This is a genomic window from Micromonospora sp. URMC 105 (assembly GCF_051386295.1).
In the GTDB taxonomy this organism is placed as follows: Bacteria; Actinomycetota; Actinomycetes; order Mycobacteriales; family Micromonosporaceae; genus Micromonospora.
Map to the genome: position 1 here is coordinate 13,390 of NZ_JBPQTL010000058.1, position 23,123 is coordinate 36,512.

Consider the following 23,123-nt stretch of genomic DNA (forward strand, 5'->3'; position numbering starts at 1 on the left):
CGCAAACCTTTCCCGCAGCGACGGCCGTCCTGCGGCGGGAACGATCCGCCCTACGGGCGGGGCGGAAGATACGTCCCCTGCGGCCCTGGGTGAGTGGGGTGCGGCGCGCCCGGCACGGGATGAGCCTGGCCGGGCGGCGCGGCCGGATGCGGCGGAACGGGGAATGCCCCGGACGCGGGATGGAACCCGCCGGGGTGCGGCGGTGCGGCAGGCCGGCCCTTGCGAACCAGCAGGACCACGACGAGCACGACCAGCCCGACGATCAGCAGCAACGGCACGACGATGCAGGCCAGCCGGCCCACGAGATAGCCCGTCTGGTGTGCATCCATGCCGCGGCTCCCCGTCGTGGTGGTGAGCGCCGAATGCTAGCGGATCATGGGCACCGGGACTGCCCCGTGGGCGTTCAGCCGCCGGCCACCGAGGGCAGCACCTGCACCTCGGCCCCGTCGGCGACCGGCGCGGCCACTCCCCCGGCGTGCCGGCAGTCCTCCCCGTCGACGTAGACGTTGACGTACCGGCGCAGCTCGCCCCGCTCGTCGCGGATCCGGCGGGCCAGCCGGGGCCAGGAGTCGGCGAGCGCGTCGAGGACCGCGCCCACCGACCCGGCGGCGTCCACGCTGAGCCGGCTCGCGCCGCCCGCCTCGCCCCGCAACGGCCCGGGGACCAGCACGGTGACCATCCTCAGACCTCCGCCGCGCGGACGCAGAGCACGTCGGGCAGGTGGGCGGCGACCAGCGACCAGGAGTCGCCGTCGTCGCGGCTGGCGTAGACCTCGCCGGAACGGGTGCCGAAGTAGACGTCGCCCGCCTGACCGGCGCACATCGCGTCGCGCAGCACCGAGGGGTGGAACGGCTCGTCCGGCAGCCCCACCGACAGCGGCTCCCACTTGTCACCGGCGTCGGTCGAGCGGAACACCCGGCAGCGGTGGTCGACCGGGTACCGCTCGGAGTCGGCGATCAGCGGGAACGTCCAGACCGTGCCGGGGCGGGACGGGTGGGCCACGATCGGGAAGCCGAAGTCGCTGGGCAGACCGGCGGCGATGGACGTCCAGCTGCGGCCGTCGTCGTCGGAGCGGTAGACGCCGTGGTGGTTCTGCGCGTAGAGCCGCTCCGGGTTGCCCGCGTCCCGGGCGACCTTGTGCACGCACTGGCCGAACTCGGGCCACTCGTCGGGCAGGAAGTACGCCCGGATGCCGGTGTTGCCCGGGGACCAGGTCTGCCCGGCGTCCTCCGAGCGGTAGACCCCGCCGGTGGACATGGCGACCAGGATGCGATCGGGGTCGCGGGGGTGCGGCAGCACGGTGTGCACCGCCTGACCGCCGAAGCCGGCCCCCCACTGCTCCCGGTGCGGATGGTCCCAGAGCGAGCGGACCAGCGTGAAGCTGCGCCCGCCGTCGGTGGAGCGGAACAGCGCGGAGGGCTCGGTGCCCGCCCAGACCACCTCGGGCGCGTCCGCGCCGCCCGGGACGAGCTGCCAGACCCGGCCGAGGCTGGCGTCGGTGTCGTCCGGGAACGCCACCGGCGCCTGGTCGGGTTCCGCCCAGGAGGCGCCCAGGTCGTCGCTGGTGGCGACGCTCGGCCCGAAGTGCGAGCTGGTCATGCCGACGAGGAGCCGGGGCGTGCCGGGGCGGGGATCGACCGCGACGGCGTAGACGCCGGTCATCGGGAAGTGCGGGCCGCTCACCTCCCAGTCACGGCCGCCGGGGCTGGTGGCGAGGAAGAGCCCCTTGGCGGTGCCGATCGCGAGCAGCGTGGACATGACCGTCCTCCGATCCGTCGTGAGCGCGTGGCGTGATTATGGCCACACGCCCCGACAGAATCGCCCGGCCACGCCGGGGAGCTCAACCCCGCCGGCGCGGGACGTGCCGCCGGTAGGCGCTCACCGTCGGGTCACCGGTGATCCAGAACCGCCAGGGCACGTCGTGCGCCCCGGTCACCCCCACCCGGGGGCCGGCCGAGATCCCGTCCGCCGGCACCGGCTCCGCCGCCGGCCACAGCCGGACCGGGCCGTCGCCGAGCAGGTACCGGCCGTACGCCGAGCGGTCGATGCCGAGGGTCGCGCAGAGCCGCGCCGGGCCGCGGGCCAGGTCGACATCCCGGCGTACGGCGGGCCGGCGGGCGCGGGCGGCGTCGAGGCCGTCGACCACCGCACCGGCGCGCAGCAGCACCGCGGCGGCCTCCCCGTCCGGGCCGGTGACCACGTTCATGCACCAGTGCATGCCGTAGGTGAAGTACACGTAGGCGTGCCCGGCCGGACCGAACATGACCGCGTTGCGTGGGGTGCGCCCCCGGTGGGCGTGCGAGGCGGGGTCGCCGGCCGTGCCCGCGTACGCCTCGACCTCGGTGATCCGGACGGTCACGCCACCGGCGGTGAGCCGGCAGCCCAGCAGCCCCCGGGCGGCGGGCACCACCGGCCCGGCCAGCAGGTCGGCCAGCGGCGCGGGGTCGATGCGGGAGGAAATCACCCGCCCACGGTACCCAGCAGTGTGTCTCGCCACCCGTTCTCGTGATTAGGGTTGCCTCACCTTAGAGTTGCCCCGTGACGCACCCGCCCGACCTGCTGCCGGCCGTGCGCGCGGTGCCCTTCGCCCGCGACCTGGCCGATCACGGTGACCGCCCCGCCGTGGTCACCGCCGACGGCGTGCTGTCGTACGCCGACCTCGCCGCCCGGGTCGCCGAGACCGCGCGCCGGCTCGGTCCGCGGCGGCGCCTGGTCCTGGTCACCGGGGCCAACACGGTCGACGCGCTGGTGGGCTACCTGGCCGGCCTGCACGGCGGGCATCCGGTCCTGCTGGTGCCCGGCGAGGGTCCGGCGGCGGAGGCGCTGACCGCCGCGTACGACCCGGACGTGGTGATCGGGCCGGTCGACGGGGCGTGGACGCTGCGCGAGCGGCGGGCCGGTTCGGCGCACGACCTGCACCCCGACCTGGCGCTGTTGCTGAGCACGTCGGGCTCGACCGGCTCGCCGAAGCTGGTCCGGCTGTCGCACACCAACCTGCAGGCCAACGCCGAGTCGATCGCCGCGTACCTGGGGGTGCGGGAGACCGACCGGGCGGCGACCAGCCTGCCGCTGCACTACTGCTACGGCCTGTCGGTGGTGAACAGCCACCTGGCCCGGGGCGCCGCGCTGGTGCTCACCGACCGTTCGGTCGCCGACGGCTGCTTCTGGGAGCTGTTCCGCCGGGCCCGGGCCACCAGCCTCGCCGGGGTGCCGTACACCTTCGACCTGCTGGACCGGGTCGGCTTCGCCGCGATGGACCTGCCGCACCTGCGCTACGTCACCGCCGCCGGTGGCCGGCTGGCGCCGGAGAAGGTGGTCCGCTTCGCCGAGCTGGGCCGGCGCAGCGGCTGGGACCTTTTCGTCATGTACGGCCAGACCGAGGCGACCGCCCGGATGGCGTACCTGCCGCCGGATTTGGCGGCGACCCGGCCGGAGACGATCGGCGTGCCGGTGCCGGGCGGCGAGTTCCGGCTGGCGCCCGTGCCGGAGCAGCCGGACGGCGTCGGCGAGCTGGTGTACGCGGGCCCGAACGTGATGCTCGGCTACGCCGAACGCCCGGCCGACCTGGCGTCGGGGCGTACCGTGACCGAGCTGCACACCGGCGACCTGGCCCGCCGCGGCCCGGACGGCCTGTACGAGCTGGTCGGCCGGCGCAGCCGGTTCGCCAAGATCCTCGGCCTGCGGATCGACCCGCAGCGGGTGGAGGCGCTGCTGGCCGCGCACGAGGTCGACGCCGCCTGCCTCGGCGCGGACGACGAGCTGTTCGTGGCGGTGGCCGGTGCGGCGGTGGACCCGGCGCGGGTCCGCCGGCTGGTCGCCGACGAGGTCGGCCTGCCACCCCGAGCGGTGCGGGTGCTGGCGCTGGCGCAGCTGCCCCGGCTGGCCACCGGCAAGGTGGACTACCCGGTGCTGCGCGAGCGGGCCGCCGCGCCGGCCGTCGAGCCCACGCCGGCCGCGCCCGCGCCGGACGGCGACCTGTGTCGGCTCTTCGCCGAGGTGCTGGACCGCACCGACGTGACCCCGGACCGGAGCTTCGTCGACCTGGGCGGCGACTCCCTGTCGTACGTCGAGATGTCGGTGCGCCTGGAGCGGGTCCTCGGTCACCTGCCGCCGAACTGGCACACCGTGCCGATCGGAGCGCTGCCCGCGCCGCGCGGCGGACGGCCGCGCCGCCGCCGGGCGCTGGAGACCAGCGTGGCGCTGCGAGCGGTGGCGATCGTGCTGGTCGTCGGCTCGCACATCCCGTTGTTCACCATCACCGGCGGGGCGCACCTGCTGCTCGGGGTGGCCGGGTTCAACTTCGCCCGTTTCCTGCTCACCGACGCCGGACGCACCGACCGGCTGCGGCAGGTCCGGGGCGCGCTGGCCCGGATCGTGCTGCCCACGACGGCCTGGATCGCGGCGATGCTGGTGCTCACCGACCAGTACCGGCTGAGCACGCTGCTGTTGCTGCACAGCCTGCTCGGGCCCGAGGACGGGCGCACCGAGTGGCACTTCTGGTTCATCGAGGCGCTGGTCTACATCCTGGTCGCGCTGGCCGCGCTGCTGGCGGTGCCCCGGATGGACCGGCTGGAACGCCGGTACCCGTTCGGCCTGCCGCTGGCCCTGGCCGGGCTCGGGCTGCTCAGCCGCTACGACGTGTTCGGCCTGGACGCCCGCTACGACCTGCCGACGGCGATCGTGGCGTTCTGGCTCTTCGCGCTCGGCTGGGCGGCGGCGCGCGCCGACGGGGTACGGCAGCGGCTGCTGGTCACCGCCGCCGCGGCGGCCACCGTGCCGGGATTCTTCGGCCAGCCGCAGCGGGAGGCGCTGATCGTGGCCGGGTTCGCGCTGCTGACCTGGCTGCCGACCGTGCCGAGCATCGGCGGGGTGAACCGGGTGGCCGGCGTGCTGGCCGGCAGCTCGCTCTACATCTACCTGACCCACTGGCAGGTCTACCCGCACCTGCGCGACCAGCCGCTGCTGGCCCTGGTGGCGTCGCTGGCGCTGGGGATCGGCTACGCGGCGCTGGTCGGCCGGGCCGGACCAATCATCAACAGGTTGTTGAAAACAAAGCGTTGACACCGCGGGCCAGATGAGGTCTGCTGGGGGCGTGACCGAACCCGCCTTCACCGTCCCCGACGCGTCTCGCGCCCGCGCGCAGCGCACCTACGCCGCGCTGGAACGCCTCACCGTGCGGCACGCCGGCACCGAGACGCGCCGCCGGCGCCACACCAACCCGTACCTGGCCGATCCGTACGAGGCGGTCGCGCTGGTGACCGCCCTCGCCGCCGGCGGGGCGGAGCGGGAGCCCGGCGAGGAGCCGGTCGACGAGGCCGACCTGACGGCGGCGTTGACCCTCCTGCCCCACCTGCGCGCCGAGCTCGACACCCTGGAGGCCGGGCTGCTGACCCTCGCCCGGGGGCGCGGCATGACCTGGCAGGCGATCGCCTTCGGGCTGGGGCTGGGCAGCGCGCAGGCCGCCAAGCAGCGCTTCGAGCGGGTCTCCGCCCGCACCGCCGGCACCGACTGACCGGCTTCCCGACCGGACCGGTCGGCGCGGAGGTGCCCCGGGGCTGGACGGGTCGGAGAGACTGGGCCGGTGACCGCTGCCACCGGGAGGACGCGATGACGCGCGAGGAGATGCTGGCGTATTGCCTCGGGAAGCCGGGCGCCCGGCTGGACCAGCCGTGGGAGGGCGACGAGGTGGTGAAGGTGGGCAGCAGGATCTTCGCCTTCCTCGGCTCACCGGACGGCGAGCCGAGGGTCGGCGTGAAGTGCGGCCCGAACCGGGAGGTCGCCGACGAGTGGATCCACCGGTTCCCGGACGACGCGAAGGCGTCGGCGTACATCGGGCGGTCGGGCTGGAACTCGCTGCGCCTCGACGGCGCGATTCCGGACGACGAGCTGGTCGAGGCCGTCGACGGCTCGTACGAGGCGGTGGTGGCGAAGCTGCCGAAGCGGGAGCGGCCGACGGTCTGAGGGCCGGCGCGGCGGCATGCCGCGCCGGCCCGTCGAGATCAGCGGGGTACGACCCGCTCGCTGGCCCACTCCCGCCAGCCGGCCAGCTTGTCCGCGGCGGCGGCGAGCTGGTCGGCGACGGGGCCGGGGCCGGTGGAGCCGGGCGTGGTCCGGGCGGCCAGCGCCGAGCGGACCGAGAGCACGTCGCGCACGCTCGGGTCCAGGTGCTCGCTGACCGTGGCGAGGTCGTCGTCGGAGACCTCGTCCAGCGCGCAGTCCCGGGCCACGCAGAGCGCGACGAGCTTGCCGGTGATCTCGTGCGCGTCGCGGAACGGCACGCCCTTGCGGACCAGCCAGTCGGCCACCTCGGTGGCGAGCGAGAAGCCCACCGGCGCGGCGGCGACCAGCCGGTCGACGCGGACCGTCATCGTGGAGATCATCCCGGCGAGTGCCGGCAGCAGCAGCTCCAGGGTGTCGACCGCGTCGAAGGCCGGCTCCTTGTCCTCCTGCATGTCCCGGTCGTAGGTCATCGGCAGGCCCTTGAGCATGGTGAGCACGCTCATCAGCCCACCCACCAGGCGGCCGGACTTGCCCCGGGCCAGCTCGGCGATGTCCGCGTTCTTCTTCTGCGGCATGATCGACGAGCCGGTGGCGAAGGCGTCGTCCAGCTCGACCCAGCCGAACTCGTGCGAGGTCCAGAGCACCACCTCCTCGCCGAGGCGGGACAGGTGCACCCCGACCAGCGCGGTGACGAAGAGGAACTCGGCCACGAAGTCCCGGTCGGCGACCGCGTCCATCGAGTTGGCGAAGGACGTGCGGAAGCCCAGCTCCTTGGAGACGGCCACCGGGTCCAGCGGCAGGCCGGAACCGGCGAGCGCGCCCGCCCCCAGGGGGCTGATCGCGGTCCGGTGGTCCCAGTCGCGCAGCCGCTCCAGGTCGCGCAGCAGCGGCTGCACGTGGGCCAGCAGCCAGTGCCCGAAGGTGACCGGCTGGGCGTGCTGGAGGTGGGTCATCCCGGGCGCGGCCGTGTCGACGTGCCGCTCGGCCTGCTCGACCAGGGCCTCGGCCAGCTCGACCAGCCGGCCGGCCACGCCCCGGGCGTGGTCGCGCAGGTAGAGCCGCAGGTCGGTGGCGACCTGGTCGTTGCGGGACCGGCCGGCGCGCAGCTTGCCGCCCAGGCTGCCGAGGCGTTCCAGCAGGCCGCGTTCCAGGGCGGTGTGCACGTCCTCGTCGTCGATGGTCGGGCGGAACTGCCCCGAGGCGCAGGCCGCCTCCAGGTCGTCGAGCGCGGCCAGGATGCGGCCCAGTTCCTCCGGGTCGAGCAGGCCCGCGCCGGCCAGCACCCGGGCGTGCGCCCGGGAGGCGGCGATGTCGTACGGGGCGAGACGCCAGTCGAACTGGACGCTCACCGACAGCCGCGCGAGGGCTTCGGCGGGGCCGCCGGCGAACCGGCCACCCCACAGGCTCGTCCGGTTGGTGGCGGCGCTGTTCTCGGTCAGGCTCTTGTCGTCCACGCCGCCCATTGTGGTGGCCACGGTTCCTAGCCGCCCAGCCGGGCGTCGCGTGCGGCGGCCATCTTGCTCGGCAGGCCCCAGAGCTGCACGAAACCCTTGGCCAGGGACTGGTCGAAGGTGTCGCCGGTGTCGTAGGTGGCCATGCCGAAGTCGTAGAGGCTGGCCTCGGAGCGCCGGCCGGTGACGGTGGCCCGGCCGCCGTGCAGGGTGAGCCGTACCTCGCCGGAGACGTGCCGCTGGGCGTCGTCGATGAACGCGTCCAGGCTCTCCTTGAGCGGCGAGAACCAGAGGCCGTCGTAGACCAGCTCGCCCCAGCGCTGGTCGACGCCGCGCTTGAACCGGGCCAGGTCGCGCTCGACGGTGACCGCCTCCAGCTCCTGGTGGGCGGTGATCAACGCGATCGCGCCGGGAGCCTCGTACACCTCGCGGCTCTTGATGCCGACGAGGCGGTCCTCGACCATGTCGAGCCGGCCGACGCCCTGCTGCCCGGCGCGCCGGTTCAGCTCCAGGATCGCCTGGTACGGGGTGACGGTCTCGCCGTCGATGGCGACCGGGTTGCCGGCGTCGAAGGTGATCACCACCTCGTCGGCGTCGCGCGGCTCGGCCGGGTCGGCGGTGTAGGAGTACAGGTCCTCGATCGGGCCGTTCCAGATGTCCTCCAGGAAGCCGGTCTCCACAGCGCGGCCCCAGAGGTTCTGGTCGATGGAGTACGGCGACTTGGCCGACACGTCGATCGGCAGGCCCTTCTCCTCGGCGAAGGCGATGGCCTTGTCCCGGGTCCAGGCGAAGTCCCGGGCCGGGGCGATGATCTTCAGGTCCGGGGCGAGGGCGCCCAGCCCGACCTCGAAGCGGACCTGGTCGTTGCCCTTGCCGGTGCAGCCGTGCGAGACGATCGTGCCGCCGTGCTTGCGGGCCGCGGCCACCAGGTGCTTGACGATCAGCGGCCGGGACAGCGCGGAGACCAGCGGGTAGCGGTCCATGTAGAGGGCGTTGGCGCGCATCGCCGGCAGGCAGTAGTCGGCGGCGAACTCGTCGCGCGCGTCGACCACCTCCGACTCGACCGCGCCGCAGTCCAGGGCGCGCTGCCGGATGGCGTCGAGGTCCTCTCCGCCCTGCCCGACGTCGACGGCCACCGCGATGATCTCGGCGCCGGTCTGCTCGGCGAGGTACGGAATGGCGACGGAGGTGTCGAGACCTCCGGAGTAGGCAAGGACGACCCGCTCGGTCATGGTGTGGTGCTCCCTTCAACATGTTCTTCCCGGCGGGCCCACCCGGCGAGCTTGTCGCCGAGCGCGGCCCCGCCGACGGCCTCGCGGGCCACGACGAGAATGGTGTCGTCGCCGGCGATGGTGCCGACGACCTCGGGCAGGCCCGCTCGGTCCAACGCGCTGGCCAGGTAGTGGGCTGCGCCCGGCGGGGTGCGCAGTACGGCGATGTTGCCGCTGGAGTCGACCCCGTTGAGCAGCTCGCGCAGCAGCCGGACCAGCCGGGCCGGAGCCGCCTCCGCGTCGCGCAGCGGCCGCTGGCCGTCCTCGGGGATCAGGTAGACGCCCCGCCCGTCGCCGCCGCGCGCGGTGACCGCGCCCAGCTCCTTGAGGTCCCGGGAGAGGGTGGCCTGGGTGACCTGGATGCCGTCGGCGGCGAGCAGGTCGGCCAACTCGGTCTGCGAGTGGATCGCCGTGTCGCGGATCAGCTCGACGATGCGGCCGTGCCGGGCGGCGCGGGTCAGCGGGGCGGTCATGTGGAGGCCTCCAGGAGATACGTCAGCAGCGCCTTCTGGGCGTGCAGGCGATTCTCCGCCTGGTCGAAGACCGCGCTGCGCGGCCCGTCCAGCACCTCGTCGGTGATCTCCTCGCCCCGGTGCGCGGGCAGGCAGTGCAGCACGATCACCGCCGGCCCGGCGTGGGCCAGCAGCGCGTCGTTGACCTGGTACGGCAGGAAGGGGGTGATCCGGTCCAGCCCGTCGTCCTCCTGGCCCATCGAGGTCCAGGTGTCGGTGGCGACCACGTCGGCTCCGCGTACCGCCTCGATCGGGTCGACGAGCGCCCGGACCGAGCCGCCGGTGCCGAGGGCGATCTTCTCGGCGCGGGCCAGCACGTCGGGGTCGGGCTGGAAACCGGCCGGGCCGGCGACCCGCACGTGCATCCCGGCGGTCGCGCCGGCCAGCAGGTACGAGTGCGACAGGTTGTTGGCGGCGTCCCCGACGTACGCCAGGGTCCGGCCCTGCGTGCCGCCGCAGTGCTCGCGGACGGTGAGCAGGTCGGCCAGGAGCTGGCAGGGGTGGTAGCCGTCGGTGAGGGCGTTGACCACCGGCACGGTGGCGTGCGAGGCGACCTCGGCGATCCGGTCGTCGCCGTGGGTGCGCAGCACGATCGCGGCGACGTAGCGGGAGAGCACCCGCCCGGCGTCGGCGAGGGTCTCGCCCCGGCCGAAGTGGGTGACCTGGGTGTCCACCACGAGGGGGTGGCCGCCCAGTTCGGCGATGCCGGCGTCGAAGGAGATCCGGGTACGCAGGCTCTGCTTGTCGAAGAGCACCGCCACCGACCGCGGCCCGGCCAGCGGCGTGTACGCGAACCGGTCCGCCTTCATCCGCGCGGCCAGGTCGAGCACGGTGGACTGCTCGGCGGGGGTCAGGTCGTCGTCCCGCAGGAAGTGCCGGATCATGCGATGACCTCCGTGGCGCTGGTCGTGGTCGGGGTGGCCGGCTCCGCCGGGTCGGCCTGCCCGGCCGCGTCGGCCGGCGTCGCCGCGTCGAGGGCGGCGGGGAGAGCGGCCAGGAAGGCGTCGACCTGGGCGGCGGTGAGGATCAGGGGCGGGGCGAGCCGGACCGCGTCCGGCTGCACCGGGTTGACCAGGAAACCGGCCTCGCGCAGCGTGGCGGTGACCGCAGCGGCGGCCGGGGCGGTGAGCACGATCCCGAGCAGCAGCCCGGCGCCCCGGACGTCGGCGACCAGCGGGTGACCGAGCGCCTCGACGCCCCGGCGCAGCCGTTCACCGGTGCGCTTCACGTGGTCGAGCAGCCCCTCGCTGGCGATGGTGGCGATCACGGCCAGCGCGGCGGCGCAGCTGACCGGGTTGCCGCCGAAGGTGGTGCCGTGCGAGCCGGGGGCGAGCAGTTCACCGGCCCGGCCGAAGGCGAGGCAGGCGCCGACGGGCAGCCCGCCGCCGAGCCCCTTGGCCAGGGTCACCACGTCCGGCTCGATCCCCTCGGCCTGGTGCGCGAACCAGTGCCCGGTGCGGCCGATGCCGGTCTGCACCTCGTCCAGGACCAGCAGGGCGCCGCGCCGGGCGGTGATCCGCCGCGCCTCGGCCAGGTAGCCGGCGGGCGGCACCACCACACCGTTCTCGCCCTGGATCGGCTCCAGGATCACCATCGCGGTGGCGTCGGTGACGGCCGCGTCGAGGGCGGCGGCGTCGCCGTACGCCACGTGGGTGACCTCGCCGGGCAGCGGGCGGAACGGGTCGGATTTCGCCGGCTGCCCGGTCAGCGCCAGCGCGCCCATGGTCCGGCCGTGGAAGCCGCCCCGGGCGGCCACCACCTGGGTGCGGCCGGTGAGCCGGGAGAGCTTGAACGCCGCCTCGTTGGCCTCCGCCCCGGAGTTGGCGAAGAACACCCGGCCCGGCCGGCCCGCGAGGGCCAGCAGCAGCTCCGCCAGGGCCACCGGCGGCTCGGCGACGAACAGGTTGGAGACGTGCCCGAGGGTCGCGACCTGCTTGGAGACGGCGGCCACCACGGCCGGGTGGGCGTGGCCGAGGGCGTTGACCGCGATGCCGCCGAGCAGGTCGACGTACTCCCGGCCGGTCTCGTCGACCACGACGGCGCCGGAGCCGGAGACCAGCGCCAGCGGCGGGGTGCCGTAGTTGTCCATCAGGGCCTGGCCCCACCGTTCGACCAGCGTGCTCATGCGCTCACCGAGCCTTCGTTGTTCGCGACTGCGGGGCTCGCGCTCACGACCATCGTGCCGAATCCTTCCGAGGTGAAGACCTCCAGCAGCGTGGAGTGGGCGACCCGGCCGTCGACGACGTGCGCGGCGGGCACGCCCCCGCGCACCGCCCGCAGGCAGGCCTCCATCTTCGGGACCATCCCCGACTCCAGGGACGGCAGCAGCTTCGCCAGCTCGTCGTCGGTGATCTCGCTGACCAGGCTGGCGGTGTCGGGCCAGTCGGCGTACAGGCCGGCCACGTCGGTGAGCACGACCAGCTTGCGGGCGTCGAGGGCGACGGCGAGCGCGGCGGCGGCGGTGTCGGCGTTCAGGTTGTGCAGCACCCCGTCGGCGTCCGGCGCGACGGTCGAGATGACCGGGATCCGGCCGGCGGCGATCAGGTCGGTCACCGCCGAGACGTCCACGGACTCCACGTCGCCGACCTGCCCGACGTCCACCGGCTGCCCGTCGACGTACGCGGGCCGCCGGACGGCGGTGAACAGCCCGGCGTCCTCGCCGGAGAGGCCGACGGCGAACGGGCCGTGCGCGTTGATCAGCCCGACCAGTTCCCGGCCGACCTGCCCGACCAGCACCATCCGGACCACGTCCATCGCCTCGGGGGTGGTGACCCGCAGGCCGCCCCGGAACTCGCTGGCGATGCCGAGCCGGCCCAGCATGGCGGAGATCTGCGGCCCACCGCCGTGCACGACGACCGGCTTGAGGCCGGCGTACCGGAGGAAGACCATGTCGGCGGCGAAGGCGCGCTGCAGCGCCGGGTCGACCATGGCGTTGCCGCCGTACTTGACCACGACGCAGGCGCCGGAGAAGCGGGCCAGCCAGGGCAGCGCCTCGATCAGCGTCTCGGCCTTGACCTGGGCCCGGGTGAGGTCCGCGGAGAGGCTCATGAGGAGTACGCCGAGTTCTCGTGCACGTACGCGTGCGACAGGTCGTTGGTCCAGATCGTCGCCGCCGAGGAGCCGGCGTGCAGGTCGATGCGGATGGTGACGTCCCGGCCGGAGAGGTCGACCTTGGCGCGGTCCTCGGCGGCGGCGCCGGAGCGGCACACCCAGATCCCGTTGACCGCGACGTCGACGCCGTCGGGCTCGAAGGCGGCGGCGGTGGTGCCGACGGCGGCGAGGATCCGCCCCCAGTTCGGGTCGTTGCCGAACAGCGCGGTCTTCACCAGGTTGTTGCGCGCCACGGAGCGGCCCACCTCGACCGCGTCGTCCTCGTCGGCCGCGCCGACCACGTCGATGGCGATCTGCTTGGTGGCGCCCTCGGCGTCGGCGATGAGCTGCTGGGCCAGGTCGTGGCAGGCGGCGGTGACCGCGGCGGTCAGCTCGGCGGCGGTGGGCTCGACGCCGGACGCGCCGCTGGAGAGCAGCAGCACCGTGTCGTTGGTGGACATGCAGCCGTCGGAGTCGATCCGGTCGAAGGTGACCCGGGTGGCGGCGCGCAGCGCGGCGTCGAGCGCCTCCGGCCCGGCGACCGCGTCGGTGGTGAGCACGCAGAGCATGGTGGCCATGGCCGGGGCGAGCATCCCGGCGCCCTTGGCCATGCCCCCGACGGTCCAGCCGCTGCCCTTGGCGACGGTGGTCTTCGGCCGGGTGTCGGTGGTCATGATCGCCTCGGCCGCGGCGGTGCCACCGTCGCGGGCGAGCCCGCGGATGGCGCTCCGCACCCCGGGCAGCAGCTTCTGCATCGGCAGCCGCTCGCCGATCAGGCCGGTGGAGCAGACCGCGACCTCGCCGGCGCCGAGGATCAGCCGGGGGCTGACGGAGGTCAGCGCGGCGGCGGTGTGCTCGGCGGTGGCGTGGGTGTCCTGGAAGCCGCCCGGGCCGGTGCACGCGTTGGCCCCGCCGGAGTTGAGCACCACGGCGCGGACCACGCCGCCGCGGACGACCTGCTGGGTCCAGAGCACCGGTGCGGCCTTGACCCGGTTGGCGGTGAAGACGCCGGCGATCCCGGCGTCGGGGCCGTCGTTGACGACGAGGGCGAGGTCGGCGGCGCCGCTGGTCTTGAGCCCGGCGGCGATGCCGGCCGCCCGGAAACCCCGGGGGGCGGTGACGGTCATGGCGCGACTCCGAAGACGGGAAGGCCGGTGGTCTCGGGCAGGCCGAGCATGAGGTTGGCGCACTGCACGGCCTGGCCGGCGGCGCCCTTGCCGAGGTTGTCGATCGCGCTGACCACGATCACCCGGCCGGAGTCGGCGTCGAGGCCCGCCTGGAGGTGGCAGGCGTTCGAGCCAGCCGTGGCGGCGGTGTGCGGCCAGGCGCCCTCGGGCAGCACGTGCACGAACGGCGCGTCCGCGTACGCCCGGGCCAGCACCTCGCGCGGGTCGGCGTCGCCGGTCGGCAGGGCGGTGACGGTGGCGAGGATGCCGCGCGGCATCGGCGCGAGCACCGGGGTGAAGGAGAGGCTGGTCGCGCCGGTGGCCTGCTTGATCTCCGGCACGTGCTGGTGGGCGCCGACCTTGTAGGGCGACAGGTCGCCCATCACCTCGCTGCCGAGCAGGTGGGCCTTGGCGGCCCGGCCGGCGCCGGAGGTGCCGGAGGCGGCGACCACGACCACGTCGGTGGGCAGGACCGCGCCGGCGGCGACCAGCGGGGCCAGGGCGAGGGTGGTGGCCACGGCGTAGCAGCCGGTGCTGGCCACCCGGTTCGCGGCGGCGATCGCCGCCCGCTGGCCGGGCAGCTCGCACAGGCCGTAGGTCCAGGCGCCGGCGTGCGGGCCGCCGTAGTAGCGGGCCCAGGCGGCGGCGTCGTGCAGCCGGTGGTCGGCGCCGAGGTCGACCACCTTGACCGTCTCGGGCAGGGCCGCCGCGAGGGCCGCCGACTCGCCGTGCGGCAGGGCCAGGAAGACCAGGTCCGCGTCGGCCAGGGTCGCCGGGTCGGTCGCCGTGAGCGCCAGGTCGAGCCCCGCGAGCTGCGGGTGTACGGCGGCGACGGGCTGACCGGCCTGGCGGTGGGCGGTGGCGGCGATCAGGTCGAGCTCGGGGTGCCCGGCGACCAGGCGCAGCAGTTCGCCCCCGGCGTATCCGCTCGCACCCGCGACCGCTACTCGAATGCCCATACTCACCTCCGCATGACTATGCAGAAAAGGCTAGCGGTCTCCACCCCTCACTGCAAGTTCATACGTCCCACTGCATGAGCATGTAGTCGTGACGCCGGTCACCGGATACGACGACGCCCGGCCCGGGTCGCGGGAGGCGATCCGGGCCGGGCGGGACGGCGAGGGGCGTACCGGGCTAGAGGCGGCCCTCCTCGACGGCCCGGGTCACCCACGGGATGACCTCGTCGAGCATCTCGTCCAGGGAGGTGCCGGCGGTGAAGCCGAGGACCTCGCGGGCCTTGGTCACGTCCGGCACCCGCTTCTGCACGTCGTACTGGTAGGGCTCGTCGGAGACGTACCGGAACGGCACGTCGGTGCCCTTGATCTTGCGCCAGATCAGCTCGGCCAGCTCCAGCACGCTGGTGGACTCGGCGGTGGAGAGGTTGAAGTCCTCGTTGCGCGCCGCCGGGTGCTCCACCGCTGTGGCGATGCCCCGGGCCAGGTCCCCGCCGTAGGTGTAGTGCCGCACCTGGTGGCCCTCGCCGAGGATGTGCAGCGGGTCCTGCCCCTTGACGATCTTCTGCACCAGGTCCGGCACCACGTGCGACATGGCCAGCTTGACGTTGCCGGAGAGGACCTCGGCCTGGCCGAGCGCCCGCCCCTCCCCCACGCCCACGCAGTTGAACGGCCGGACGATCGTGTACGGCAGCTGGTACTGCTCCCAGGCGGCCCGGGCGTAGTACTCCACGGCCAGCTTCTGGAAGCCGTACGAGGAGAGCGGCGGCGGGACGAGCCGCTCGTCGCCCTCCTTGCTGGGCCAGTGCTCGGTGGACTCGTAGACCATCGAGGAGGACAGGTAGGTCACCTTCGCCAGGCTGCCCTCGCGGTGGGCCCGGATGGCCGCGTCGCAGGTGGCCGCCATGATCCGCTCGTTGGTGGCGAGCAGGTCGTAGGCGTAGGCGTGGAAGTAGGAGATGCCGCCGATCATCGCCGCGCCCGCCACCAGGTGATCGCAGCCGTCGAGCAGCTCGGTGAGCAGGTCGACGTCGCGGGCGTCGCCCTCGACGAAGCGGAACCGGGGGTGCGCGTCGTAGCTGTGGGTGACCGGGCCGTACTTGGAGAAGTTGTCGATGCCGACCACCTCGTGGCCCCGGCCCAGCAACTCCTCGACGAGGTACCCGCCGATGAAGCCGGCCGAACCAGTTACCAGGACCTTCGCCACGTGCGCTCCTATGCGGTCTTCTCGTACTCGGTGCTGTCCCGCTCGCCGCGCGGGGCGGGCACGGCCGGGGCCGTGCGGGCGGTCAGCTTCTCCCGGCTCAGCCGTCGACCGTAGGCGAAGAAGTACCACCGCAGGTAGCCGGGGAGGAACCGGCCCAGGTCGAAGTGGGACTCGCCCAGCGGCCGGTCCAGCCAGATGGTGGGGATCTCGGCGACCGGCAGGCGCAGCCGGGTGGCCTTCGCGGTCAGCTCCAACCCGATCTCGAAGCCGGTGCGCGACTCGATCCCGACCTCCCGCACGAAGGCCGTGTCGTACGCCTTGAAGCTGTTGGTGGCGTCCCGGGTGCCGACCCGGGCCAGCGTGTAGAGGCTGCGCCCCGCCCAGCGCGACATCATCCGCTTCAGCCGGGGCCCGCCGACCTGCTGCCCGCCCGGCATGTAGCGGGAGGCGGCGGCGACCACCACGCCCCGGTCCACCAGCCGGGCCAGCTCGTCGATCTGGCGCGGGTCGTCGCAGCCGTCGGCCATGGTGACCACCACCACCGGGGCGAGCGCGGCGTCGATGCCGAACCGGATGGCGTTGGCCGGCCCGCGCCCGTACGTGTTGAGCACCGCGCGCACCCGCGGGTCGGTGCGGGCGATCTGCTCCACGTACGGGACGGTGGTGTCCTCCGGCATGTCGTGCACGATCAGCACCTCGGCCGGGAGCAGCATCTCGCGCAGCATCCGTTCGAGGCAGCGCAGGATCGCCTCGCCCTCGTTGTAGACCGGCACGATCACCGACACCCGCGGCCTCACACCCGCACCCCCGTCCCGGTCAGCCCCCACATGTCGATCACCGGCTTGTCGGTGTCCAGCCGGGCGTACTGCTCGTGCGGTGCGGCGATGACCAGCAGGTCGGCCCGGCGCAGCACCTCGTCGAGGCCGACCAGGCGCTCGTCGGCGACGTACGGGTCGGTGCAGAGGGTCTCCCGGGTCTTCAGCGCCAGGATCTTGCGCAGCTTGTACGCCAGGCTCTCCCGGGGGTCGTCCGAGCCGCCCTTGAAGGCCATCCCGAGGATGCCCACGGTCAGCTCGGACAGGTCGAACCGGTCCTCCAGCCGGGACACCAGGTAGAGCGGCAGCCCCTCGTTGATCAGCATCGCGGAGTGGCCGAGCACGAAGTTGTTCCGGTTGAACGCGGCCAGCTGCATGGTGTCCTTGAACAGGCACGGCCCGGCGGCGAAGCCCGGCATCGGCAGGTCGGCCGCGCGCGGGTAGTCGAAGGCGACCGCGTGCCGGATCCGGGCGAAGTCCAGCCCGAAGTCGTTGGCCATCATCCAGAACTGGTTGGCGGTGGCGAACTTGATGTAGCGCCAGGTGTTGGTGAACAGCTTCGCCAGCTCCGCCTCCTCCGGCTCGAGCGGGACGATCTGCTCGGTGAGGTGCCGGAACAGCTTCTCCGCCCGGGCCAGGGCGGCGGGCGTACGGGCGGCGACGATCTGCGGCAGCGTGAACAGCTCGGTCATCGCCCGGCCCTCGGCGATGCGCTCCGGGCAGAACGCCACGTCGGCCTTGACGCCCTTGCCGGCGAGCAGCTTCTCGGTGAGCGCGGTCACCCCCGGGTAGACGGTGCTGCGCAGCACCACCAGCTGCCCGTCGCGCAGGTGCTCGGCGCAGCGCTCCAGCGCGCGGGGCACCGCACCCAGGTCCGGGTTGAGGTGCTCGTCGACCGGGGTGCCGACGACCACCACGAGGTGCTCGGAGGCGCCCACGGCGACCGGGTCGGTGGTGGCCCGAAGCCGGCCGGCGGCGACCGCCTCGGCGAGCGCCTCGGCCGCGCCCGGCTCGGCGAAGGGCAGGGTGCCCGCGTTGACCGTGGCGACGGCGTCGGCGTTGATGTCGTACAGCACGACGGAGAGGCCGCGGGAGGCGAACGCGATGCCCAGCGGCAGACCGACCCGGCCGCAGCCTCCGACGATGCAGACGTCGACGGAGAGGGGCGCGGGGCCCGGATCCTCGGACATCAGGTCAGCTCCCGGTGGGGGTGGTGGGGGTGTGATCCCGCTGGTGAGTCGGAATCCAAGCAGGTTAGCCGCTTCCATGTGACCCGTGGGTAGCCGAACATGCCGTCGCCGGTGGCCTTTCGGCCGATGGGCCACGTTCCGCACCACCGCCGTGACAGCCCGCACATATCGACTAGGATGACTACCTGGCGGAAGTGTGGGGCCGAGCGGTCGGCCACGGGGGGCACACGCGGAGGGCACATGGGCCTGGCCTTTCAGATCCTCGGTCCGGCACGGGCACACCGGGACGGCCGGACGCTGCGACTGCCGGCCGGCCGGCCCACCGCGCTGCTGGTCACCCTCCTGCTGCACGCCGGGACGGCGGTGCCGGTCGAGCGGCTGTGCCAGGAGCTGTGGGGCTCACAGGCGCCCGCCTCGGCGGTGGCGAACCTGCGCAGCCACGCCAGCCAGCTGCGGCACCTGCTCACCGGGCCGGGCGAGCCGGTGCGGCTGCGCGCGGAGGGCGGCGGATACCTGCTCCGGGTCGAACCGGGCGAGCTGGACGCCACCGAGTTCGAGCGGCTGGCCGACGAGGCACGGGCGGCTCGGGACCGCGGCGCGGCGGAACTCGCCGCCGCCCGCGCCGAGCAGGCCCTGGCGCTCTGGTCGGCCACCGAGCCACCGCCCGCGTACGGCCCGCTGACCGCCGCCGCCTTCGACCGGCTGCGCGAGCGCCGGGCCGAGGTCCGCGAGACGTACGCCCGGGCCCGGCTGGACCTCGGCGATCCGGGTTCGCCCGCCCTGGTCGCCCTGCTGCGCGGGCACGTCGCGGAGCACCCGCTGCGGGAATCCGGGTGGGGCCTGCTGATGCGCGCGCAGCACCGGGCCGGCGACGGGGCGGCCGCCGTGCGGACCTACCGGACGGCCTGCCGGGCGCTCGCCGGCGAACTCGGCGTACCGCCCGGGCCCGAGCTGACCGCGCTCTACCGCACCGTCCGCCAGGGCGAGGGCCCACCGGCCCGCACGCCGGTGCGCACCCCCGGCGGGTCGCACCCGGCCCGGGCCGCGCCGGTGCCCCACGAGCTGCCCTGCGCCGCCGCGCCCTTCGTGGGGCGGCACGCGGAGCTGGCCCGGCTCGCCGCCGGGCTGGCGGGCACCGGAACCCGCCCGGTGACCCTGTCGGTGTACGGCATGGCCGGCACCGGCAAGTCCGCCCTCGTCCTGCGGGCCGCGGCGGAGGCCCTCGACGCCTTCCCCGACGGTCAGCTCCACCTGGAACTCGGTGGCTCCGTCGCCGGTGCCCGGCTGCCGCCGCTGGAGGTGGCCAACCGGGTGCTCCGCTCGCTGTCCCCGTCGCCCGGCCCGGCCGCCGGGGTGGCGGAGGCCCGCGCCCGGGTCCGGTCCCTGCTCTTCGACCGCCGGGTGCTCCTGGTGCTCGACAACGCCGCCGACCCCGCCCAGGTCGAGGACCTGCTGCCGGTACGCGGCGCGTGCGCGCTGGTGGTGACCAGCCGGACGCCGGTGCTCGACGCGGCCGGGGGCACCCTGCGGCTCGACCCGCTGCCACCGGGGGACGGGCTGGCCCTGCTGCGGGCCACCGCCGGGGACCGCCCGGTGGACGACGAGCCGGAGGCGGCGGTCGCGGTGGTCACGCTCTGCGAGGGGCTGCCGCTGGCCCTGCGGACCGCCACCCGCCGGCTCACCGAGGGCCCGCACTGGTCGCTGGCCCGGCTGGCCCGGCTGCTGCGCGACGAGCGGTTCCGCCTCGCCGAGACCGGGCTGCGGCCCCGGCTGACGGCCAGCTACCGCCGCCTCGGCCCGGCCGCGCCGGTGTTCCGCCGGCTCGGCCGGGCCCGGCCGGGTCCGGTCACCGCCGAGCAGACCGCCGCGCTGACCGGCGCGCCGCCGGAGGAGGCGGCGCGGGCGCTGGACCGGCTGGTCGCGGCGCAGCTCGCCGAGCCCGCCGGGCCGGGCCGGTTCCGCCTCGGCGAGCTGGTCCGCCTCTACGCCGCCGAGCTGGACGCCGGCGAGCCGCCCGGAGCCGCAGCCGCCGGGGCCGGGTCACCCGAGCCGGGGCCGGCCGGCGGCGAGCGGGCCTGACACCGACCGGCGCGGGCGGTCACACCGGCGCCGGGGTGTCCTCCCGGTAGCCGCGCGCCTGGAGGGCGAAGAGCCGCGCGTACCCGCCACCGGCGGCGAGCAGCTCGTGGTGGTCGCCGCGCTCGGCCACCCGGCCGTCGGCGAGCACGACGATGGCGTCGGCGTCGCGCACCGCGTTGAGCCGGTGCGAGATGAGCAGGCTGGTGCGATTCCGGCGCAGCTCCCGCAGCCGGGTGTGCAGGTCGTGCTCCGCCGCGGCGTCCAGGCCCGAACTCGGTTCGTCGAGCACGAGCAGGTCCGCCTCGGCGCGCAGGAAGCCCCGGGCCAGCGCGATCCGCTGCCACTGGCCGCCGGAGAGGACCACCCCCGCCTGCGGGTCGTCGCGGTCCGGGCCGTCGAAGAAGACCCGGGTCAGCAGGGTGTCGTAGCCGCGCGGCAGCGCGGTGAGGGTGTCGTCGATGCCGGCGTGCCGGGCGGCGCGGCGCAGCCGCTCCGAGTCCCCGAGCGCCGCCAGGTCGCCGACCGCGATGTTCTCGCCGGCGGTCAGGTCGTAGGGCATGAAGTCCTGGAACACCGCGCCGAGGCGCTCGCGCAGCGCCGCCGGGTCGAACTCGCGCAGGTCCACGCCGTCCCAGAGGATCGCGCCGCGCTCCGGGTCGTAGAAGCGGCACAGCAGCTTCACCAGGGTGCTCTTGCCGGCGCCGTTGAGCCCCACCAGCGCGGTGGTCGACCCGTAGGGCAGGTGCAGGTCCACCCCGCGCAGCACCCAGGGATGCTCGGGCGAGTAGCGGAACCACACGTCGCGCAGCTCGATCCCCCGGCGCAGCGGCGGCACCGGCCGGGCGACGGCCGGCACCGGCAGGTCCGGCTCGGCGCGGACCACCTGGTCGTAGTGGTCGAAGAGCAGCAGCGCCTGGTGGATCGCGCCGACCTGGCCGACCAGTGCGCCCAGCGCGCCCTGCACCCCCGGTACGGCGGCCAGGTAGATCGCCACGTCACCCAGGCTCAGCCGCCGGGCGGCGGCCCCGGTGACGATCCAGACCACGCCGACCCCGGCCACGGCGGCCCCGAGCAGGCCGAGCAGCGCCTGCGCCCGCATCTCCCGGCGGTCCAGCCGCCGCTCCACCCGGTGCATGCCGTGCAGCTCGTCGAGCATCCGGTCGCCGAAGAACCGGCCGAGGCCGAAGAGGCGTACCTCCTTGGCGGCGGGCACCCCGGTCAGCAGCTGGGCGAAGAACAGGTCGCGGCGCTGGAAGTGCTCCAGCCGCAGCACCATCGCCATCCGGGAACGGTTGAGGCGCAGCTGCATCCAGAGCGTCGGCAGCGCCGCCAGCAGCACCAGCAGTCCCACCAGCGGACTCAGCGCCAGCAGCACGCCGAGGAAACCGCCGATCGCGATGACGCTCTGCACCGCACCCAGCGCGTTGCCGGTGAGCTGGGTCGGGCCGAGGTGCCCGGTCTGCTGGGCGGCCTGCAACCGGTCCTGGAAGACCGGGTCCTCCAGCCGGACCAGGCCCACCAGCCGCAGCACCGCGTCGTGCAGGCGGCGGCGCACCAGCCGGGAGATCGCGCGGGAGCGCTCGGCCTCGACGTACTTGCGCACGTGCGGCAGGACCGCGCCGGTCGCGGCGGCGACCGCCAGGCCGACGCCGAGCAGCACCAGCGGCACGGCCGGCCCGCCCGCGCCGGTGAGGCGGTCCAGGACGAGCTTGGTCAACCCGGCGACGGCCACCGGGGTCGCCCCGGCGAGCACCGCCAGCAGCAGGTCGGTCAGGGTGCCGGCGGGCGCCGCCCGCCAGGTCAGCCCGAGGGCCGCCCGGGCGTGCCGGGCGGCCCGCCGGGGCGCCAGCCGGGGGCCGGTCACCGGGCCACCGGAAGGTCCAACCGAGCGATGCCGAACGCGGTCGAGGCGACGATGCCGCGCTGGTCGAGCAGGCCGAACGCCGGGAAGCCCTTCACCCCGAAGGCCAGCGGCAGCGCGCCGGTGCCCGGCTCGACGAAGACCGTGGCCACGGCGGCGAAGCGGTCCGCGTACGGCTGGGTCGCCTCGCCCTTGCCGACCACGACCACCCAGACGTGCTCGGCCCCGCCCGGCATGCCGGCGGCCCGGTCGAGCAGCGCCGGGATCTGCTCCTCGCAGTGGTCGCAGCTCGGCGAGAGGAACGCCACCAGCGTCATCGGCGGGATGTCGGCGCGGGTGAACACCCGCCCGTCCACGGTGGTCGAGACGAAGTCGCCGGGGATCGAGCCGACCTCCAGCATCACCTCCGGCGGGGCGGACTGCCGGTCGTTGAGCAGGTCGGTGTGTTCGCGCAGCCGGCGGACCACGCCGAGCAGCAGCACCAGGTTCAGCAGGCCGAGCGCGGCGACGAGGACGACGGCGACGGTCAACAGCGCCATGGGGGCTCCTTGGAGTTCGAGGGGGACGGGTCAGTGCCGGCGGGCCGGGCCGGGAGCCCGGGCCGGGGCGAAGAGGGCGACCAGGTCGTCGAGGCGGACCACCACGGCGGCCAGCGGCACCGCCAGGCCCACCGCGAGCAGGGTGTCCACCGCGCCCGGTGGCGCACCGCCGGCGGCCCGGCCGAGCAGGCCGAACAGCGCCACCAGGAGCAGCGCGAGGTTGCGGACCACGTGCCGCGCCCCAATCGGCCCGTCGCCGGCGCCGAAGCAGCGGCAGGCGGGGCGCTCGCCGCGCCGCAGCGCGCGGGCCAGGGCCAGGGTGAGCACGCCGAGCAGGCCCGCGGCGAGCAGCAGCCCGGCGGGCGCGGTGGCGGGCACGGCGAGCAGCACGACGACGGCCGCCTCGGCGGTGACCGCGACCCGGGCGACCGGCCGGGTCCACCGCGCCGGTACGCCGAACCGGCCGACCGAGCCGACGAAGGAGCCGAAACCCTCGCGGGTCCGCAGCTTGCCGACGACGGCGGCGAGGAACACCAGCGCCAGCAGCAGCCGGGCGGTCAGCTCCAGGGATCGCATCCGGTACGCCTCCTCGCGGGTACGGGGAGGCCCACGCTAGGTGCGACGGATACATCGCCGGTACAGCGGCGGGCGCATCGACCGTGGCCGCTGTACCGGTCGGTGTATCCGCTCGTCGTAGCGTCCGGGCAACGATCGGACCCGGGAGGAGGTGAACGAATGTTCCGTCGACTGGAGAGCCTGGGCGAGCGGATGCTGGGCGTGTTCGTGCCGAAGGTGACCGCGGCGGCCGGCTGTCCGCCGGACCCGTACTGCGCGCTCTGCGGCACCTGCTACTTCAAGCGGTGCAGCACCAACCTGGCGTGCAAGACGTACTGCGGGACGTGCGGCTACTACTGCAGCGCGGGAGCGACCACGATGACCAGCCTCTGCTGAGGCCGGCTCCGGGGGGGGGGGGGGGGGGGGGGGGGGCG

General features: G+C 74.7%; 23 protein-coding genes. 5 read left to right on the forward strand and 18 right to left on the reverse strand.

The features are described 5' to 3' along the window. Positions 1 to 50: 50 nt before the first annotated feature. The 4 genes from ACSNN7_RS18915 to ACSNN7_RS18930 form a co-directional block, all read right to left on the reverse strand. Positions 51 to 329: a hypothetical protein gene (locus ACSNN7_RS18915; protein ID WP_436682147.1), complete on the reverse strand. Its 279-nt coding sequence runs from the start codon at positions 327 to 329 to the stop codon at positions 51 to 53. 74 nt (positions 330 to 403) lie between these two features. Beyond that, positions 404 to 679 carry a ubiquitin-like small modifier protein 1 gene (locus ACSNN7_RS18920; protein WP_334455551.1) on the reverse strand — a complete coding sequence of 92 codons (276 nt, stop codon included), beginning with the start codon at positions 677 to 679 and terminating at the stop codon, positions 404 to 406. A gap of 2 nt (positions 680 to 681) precedes the next feature. Further along, positions 682 to 1,758 (reverse strand): WD40/YVTN/BNR-like repeat-containing protein, encoded by a 1,077-nt coding sequence (locus ACSNN7_RS18925; protein WP_436682148.1) that lies wholly within the window; start codon positions 1,756 to 1,758, stop codon positions 682 to 684. An 82-nt stretch (positions 1,759 to 1,840) separates the two neighbouring features. Continuing rightward, on the reverse strand, positions 1,841 to 2,464 hold the full coding sequence (locus tag ACSNN7_RS18930) for a DNA-3-methyladenine glycosylase (protein ID WP_436682149.1): 624 nt from the start codon (positions 2,462 to 2,464) through the stop codon (positions 1,841 to 1,843). Between the two features lie 74 nt (positions 2,465 to 2,538). Here ACSNN7_RS18930 and ACSNN7_RS18935 point away from each other — a divergent pair, with 74 nt between their 5' ends. The 3 genes from ACSNN7_RS18935 to ACSNN7_RS18945 all read left to right on the forward strand — a co-directional run bounded on the left by ACSNN7_RS18935 (position 2,539) and on the right by ACSNN7_RS18945 (position 5,961). After that, positions 2,539 to 5,061 (forward strand): AMP-binding protein, encoded by a 2,523-nt coding sequence (locus ACSNN7_RS18935; protein WP_436682151.1) that lies wholly within the window; start codon positions 2,539 to 2,541, stop codon positions 5,059 to 5,061. 31 nt (positions 5,062 to 5,092) lie between these two features. After that, complete coding sequence (locus tag ACSNN7_RS18940) at positions 5,093 to 5,512, forward strand: DNA-binding protein (RefSeq protein WP_436682152.1); 420 nt, start codon at positions 5,093 to 5,095, stop codon at positions 5,510 to 5,512. A 95-nt stretch (positions 5,513 to 5,607) separates the two neighbouring features. Further along, the gene (locus ACSNN7_RS18945; protein ID WP_436682153.1) at positions 5,608 to 5,961 is read left to right on the forward strand and encodes an MmcQ/YjbR family DNA-binding protein; all 354 of its coding nucleotides are present in this window, start codon (positions 5,608 to 5,610) and stop codon (positions 5,959 to 5,961) included. A 38-nt stretch (positions 5,962 to 5,999) separates the two neighbouring features. On the opposite strand, the gene argH is transcribed toward ACSNN7_RS18945, so the two are convergent. The 11 genes from argH to ACSNN7_RS19000 form a co-directional block, all read right to left on the reverse strand. Then, on the reverse strand, positions 6,000 to 7,463 hold the full coding sequence (argH, locus tag ACSNN7_RS18950; RefSeq protein WP_436682173.1) for an argininosuccinate lyase: 1,464 nt from the start codon (positions 7,461 to 7,463) through the stop codon (positions 6,000 to 6,002). A 17-nt stretch (positions 7,464 to 7,480) separates the two neighbouring features. Next, positions 7,481 to 8,683 (reverse strand): argininosuccinate synthase, encoded by a 1,203-nt coding sequence (locus ACSNN7_RS18955; RefSeq protein WP_334455544.1) that lies wholly within the window; start codon positions 8,681 to 8,683, stop codon positions 7,481 to 7,483. Next, complete coding sequence (locus ACSNN7_RS18960; protein ID WP_436682154.1) at positions 8,680 to 9,195, reverse strand: arginine repressor; 516 nt, start codon at positions 9,193 to 9,195, stop codon at positions 8,680 to 8,682. The genes ACSNN7_RS18955 and ACSNN7_RS18960 overlap by 4 nt, the downstream gene beginning before the upstream one ends. Continuing rightward, the gene (gene argF, locus ACSNN7_RS18965; RefSeq protein ID WP_436682155.1) at positions 9,192 to 10,118 is read right to left on the reverse strand and encodes an ornithine carbamoyltransferase; all 927 of its coding nucleotides are present in this window, start codon (positions 10,116 to 10,118) and stop codon (positions 9,192 to 9,194) included. The genes ACSNN7_RS18960 and argF overlap by 4 nt, the downstream gene beginning before the upstream one ends. Next, the gene (locus ACSNN7_RS18970; RefSeq protein ID WP_436682156.1) at positions 10,115 to 11,359 is read right to left on the reverse strand and encodes an acetylornithine transaminase; all 1,245 of its coding nucleotides are present in this window, start codon (positions 11,357 to 11,359) and stop codon (positions 10,115 to 10,117) included. Before ACSNN7_RS18970 ends, argF begins: the two co-directional genes overlap by 4 nt. Beyond that, positions 11,356 to 12,282 (reverse strand): acetylglutamate kinase, encoded by a 927-nt coding sequence (gene argB, locus ACSNN7_RS18975; protein WP_436682158.1) that lies wholly within the window; start codon positions 12,280 to 12,282, stop codon positions 11,356 to 11,358. Before argB ends, ACSNN7_RS18970 begins: the two co-directional genes overlap by 4 nt. Next, positions 12,279 to 13,451, reverse strand: a complete 1,173-nt coding sequence (argJ, locus tag ACSNN7_RS18980; RefSeq protein ID WP_436682159.1) for a bifunctional glutamate N-acetyltransferase/amino-acid acetyltransferase ArgJ — start codon at positions 13,449 to 13,451, stop codon at positions 12,279 to 12,281. Before argJ ends, argB begins: the two co-directional genes overlap by 4 nt. Beyond that, positions 13,448 to 14,449: an N-acetyl-gamma-glutamyl-phosphate reductase gene (argC, locus tag ACSNN7_RS18985; protein ID WP_436682160.1), complete on the reverse strand. Its 1,002-nt coding sequence runs from the start codon at positions 14,447 to 14,449 to the stop codon at positions 13,448 to 13,450. Before argC ends, argJ begins: the two co-directional genes overlap by 4 nt. 175 nt (positions 14,450 to 14,624) lie before the next feature. Then, on the reverse strand, positions 14,625 to 15,650 hold the full coding sequence (locus ACSNN7_RS18990; protein WP_436682161.1) for an NAD-dependent epimerase/dehydratase family protein: 1,026 nt from the start codon (positions 15,648 to 15,650) through the stop codon (positions 14,625 to 14,627). A gap of 8 nt (positions 15,651 to 15,658) precedes the next feature. Continuing rightward, entirely contained in the window at positions 15,659 to 16,447 is a 789-nt protein-coding gene (locus ACSNN7_RS18995) for a glycosyltransferase family 2 protein (protein ID WP_436682163.1), read from the reverse strand. Further along, positions 16,444 to 17,655 (reverse strand): nucleotide sugar dehydrogenase, encoded by a 1,212-nt coding sequence (locus ACSNN7_RS19000; protein WP_436682164.1) that lies wholly within the window; start codon positions 17,653 to 17,655, stop codon positions 16,444 to 16,446. Before ACSNN7_RS19000 ends, ACSNN7_RS18995 begins: the two co-directional genes overlap by 4 nt. Before the next feature lie 240 nt (positions 17,656 to 17,895). Between ACSNN7_RS19000 and ACSNN7_RS19005 the strand changes: the two genes are divergently transcribed. After that, a complete protein-coding gene (locus tag ACSNN7_RS19005) occupies positions 17,896 to 19,734 on the forward strand; it encodes a BTAD domain-containing putative transcriptional regulator (RefSeq protein ID WP_436682165.1) in 1,839 nt (612 codons plus the stop codon). A 19-nt stretch (positions 19,735 to 19,753) separates the two neighbouring features. Here ACSNN7_RS19005 and ACSNN7_RS19010 read toward each other — a convergent pair whose 3' ends face one another. From ACSNN7_RS19010 to ACSNN7_RS19020, 3 genes are read right to left on the reverse strand one after another with little or no spacing between them, the layout of a single operon-like run. After that, positions 19,754 to 21,598 (reverse strand): ABC transporter ATP-binding protein, encoded by a 1,845-nt coding sequence (locus ACSNN7_RS19010; RefSeq protein ID WP_436682166.1) that lies wholly within the window; start codon positions 21,596 to 21,598, stop codon positions 19,754 to 19,756. After that, entirely contained in the window at positions 21,595 to 22,134 is a 540-nt protein-coding gene (locus tag ACSNN7_RS19015) for a TlpA family protein disulfide reductase (protein ID WP_436682167.1), read from the reverse strand. The genes ACSNN7_RS19010 and ACSNN7_RS19015 overlap by 4 nt, the downstream gene beginning before the upstream one ends. A gap of 30 nt (positions 22,135 to 22,164) precedes the next feature. Next, complete coding sequence (locus tag ACSNN7_RS19020; RefSeq protein ID WP_436682168.1) at positions 22,165 to 22,710, reverse strand: MauE/DoxX family redox-associated membrane protein; 546 nt, start codon at positions 22,708 to 22,710, stop codon at positions 22,165 to 22,167. A gap of 159 nt (positions 22,711 to 22,869) precedes the next feature. Here ACSNN7_RS19020 and ACSNN7_RS19025 point away from each other — a divergent pair, with 159 nt between their 5' ends. Further along, on the forward strand, positions 22,870 to 23,085 hold the full coding sequence (locus ACSNN7_RS19025; RefSeq protein ID WP_436682169.1) for a hypothetical protein: 216 nt from the start codon (positions 22,870 to 22,872) through the stop codon (positions 23,083 to 23,085). Positions 23,086 to 23,123: the final 38 nt, after the last annotated feature.

What these genes read in the sequence shown, in the direction of transcription:
- ACSNN7_RS18915 (WP_436682147.1), bottom strand. Translation starts at nt 329, where the DNA reads ATGGATGCACACCAGACGGGCTATCTCGTGGGCCGGCTGGCCTGCATC.
- ACSNN7_RS18920 (WP_334455551.1), bottom strand. Translation starts at nt 679, where the DNA reads ATGGTCACCGTGCTGGTCCCCGGGCCGTTGCGGGGCGAGGCGGGCGGC.
- ACSNN7_RS18925 (WP_436682148.1), bottom strand. Translation starts at nt 1,758, where the DNA reads ATGTCCACGCTGCTCGCGATCGGCACCGCCAAGGGGCTCTTCCTCGCC.
- ACSNN7_RS18945 (WP_436682153.1), top strand. Translation starts at nt 5,608, where the DNA reads ATGACGCGCGAGGAGATGCTGGCGTATTGCCTCGGGAAGCCGGGCGCC.
- argH (WP_436682173.1), bottom strand. Translation starts at nt 7,463, where the DNA reads ATGGGCGGCGTGGACGACAAGAGCCTGACCGAGAACAGCGCCGCCACC.
- ACSNN7_RS18955 (WP_334455544.1), bottom strand. Translation starts at nt 8,683, where the DNA reads ATGACCGAGCGGGTCGTCCTTGCCTACTCCGGAGGTCTCGACACCTCC.
- ACSNN7_RS18960 (WP_436682154.1), bottom strand. Translation starts at nt 9,195, where the DNA reads ATGACCGCCCCGCTGACCCGCGCCGCCCGGCACGGCCGCATCGTCGAG.
- argF (WP_436682155.1), bottom strand. Translation starts at nt 10,118, where the DNA reads ATGATCCGGCACTTCCTGCGGGACGACGACCTGACCCCCGCCGAGCAG.
- ACSNN7_RS18970 (WP_436682156.1), bottom strand. Translation starts at nt 11,359, where the DNA reads ATGAGCACGCTGGTCGAACGGTGGGGCCAGGCCCTGATGGACAACTAC.
- argB (WP_436682158.1), bottom strand. Translation starts at nt 12,282, where the DNA reads ATGAGCCTCTCCGCGGACCTCACCCGGGCCCAGGTCAAGGCCGAGACG.
- argJ (WP_436682159.1), bottom strand. Translation starts at nt 13,451, where the DNA reads ATGACCGTCACCGCCCCCCGGGGTTTCCGGGCGGCCGGCATCGCCGCC.
- argC (WP_436682160.1), bottom strand. Translation starts at nt 14,449, where the DNA reads ATGGGCATTCGAGTAGCGGTCGCGGGTGCGAGCGGATACGCCGGGGGC.
- ACSNN7_RS19000 (WP_436682164.1), bottom strand. Translation starts at nt 17,655, where the DNA reads ATGTCCGAGGATCCGGGCCCCGCGCCCCTCTCCGTCGACGTCTGCATC.
- ACSNN7_RS19005 (WP_436682165.1), top strand. Translation starts at nt 17,896, where the DNA reads ATGGGCCTGGCCTTTCAGATCCTCGGTCCGGCACGGGCACACCGGGAC.
- ACSNN7_RS19015 (WP_436682167.1), bottom strand. Translation starts at nt 22,134, where the DNA reads ATGGCGCTGTTGACCGTCGCCGTCGTCCTCGTCGCCGCGCTCGGCCTG.
- ACSNN7_RS19020 (WP_436682168.1), bottom strand. Translation starts at nt 22,710, where the DNA reads ATGCGATCCCTGGAGCTGACCGCCCGGCTGCTGCTGGCGCTGGTGTTC.
- ACSNN7_RS19025 (WP_436682169.1), top strand. Translation starts at nt 22,870, where the DNA reads ATGTTCCGTCGACTGGAGAGCCTGGGCGAGCGGATGCTGGGCGTGTTC.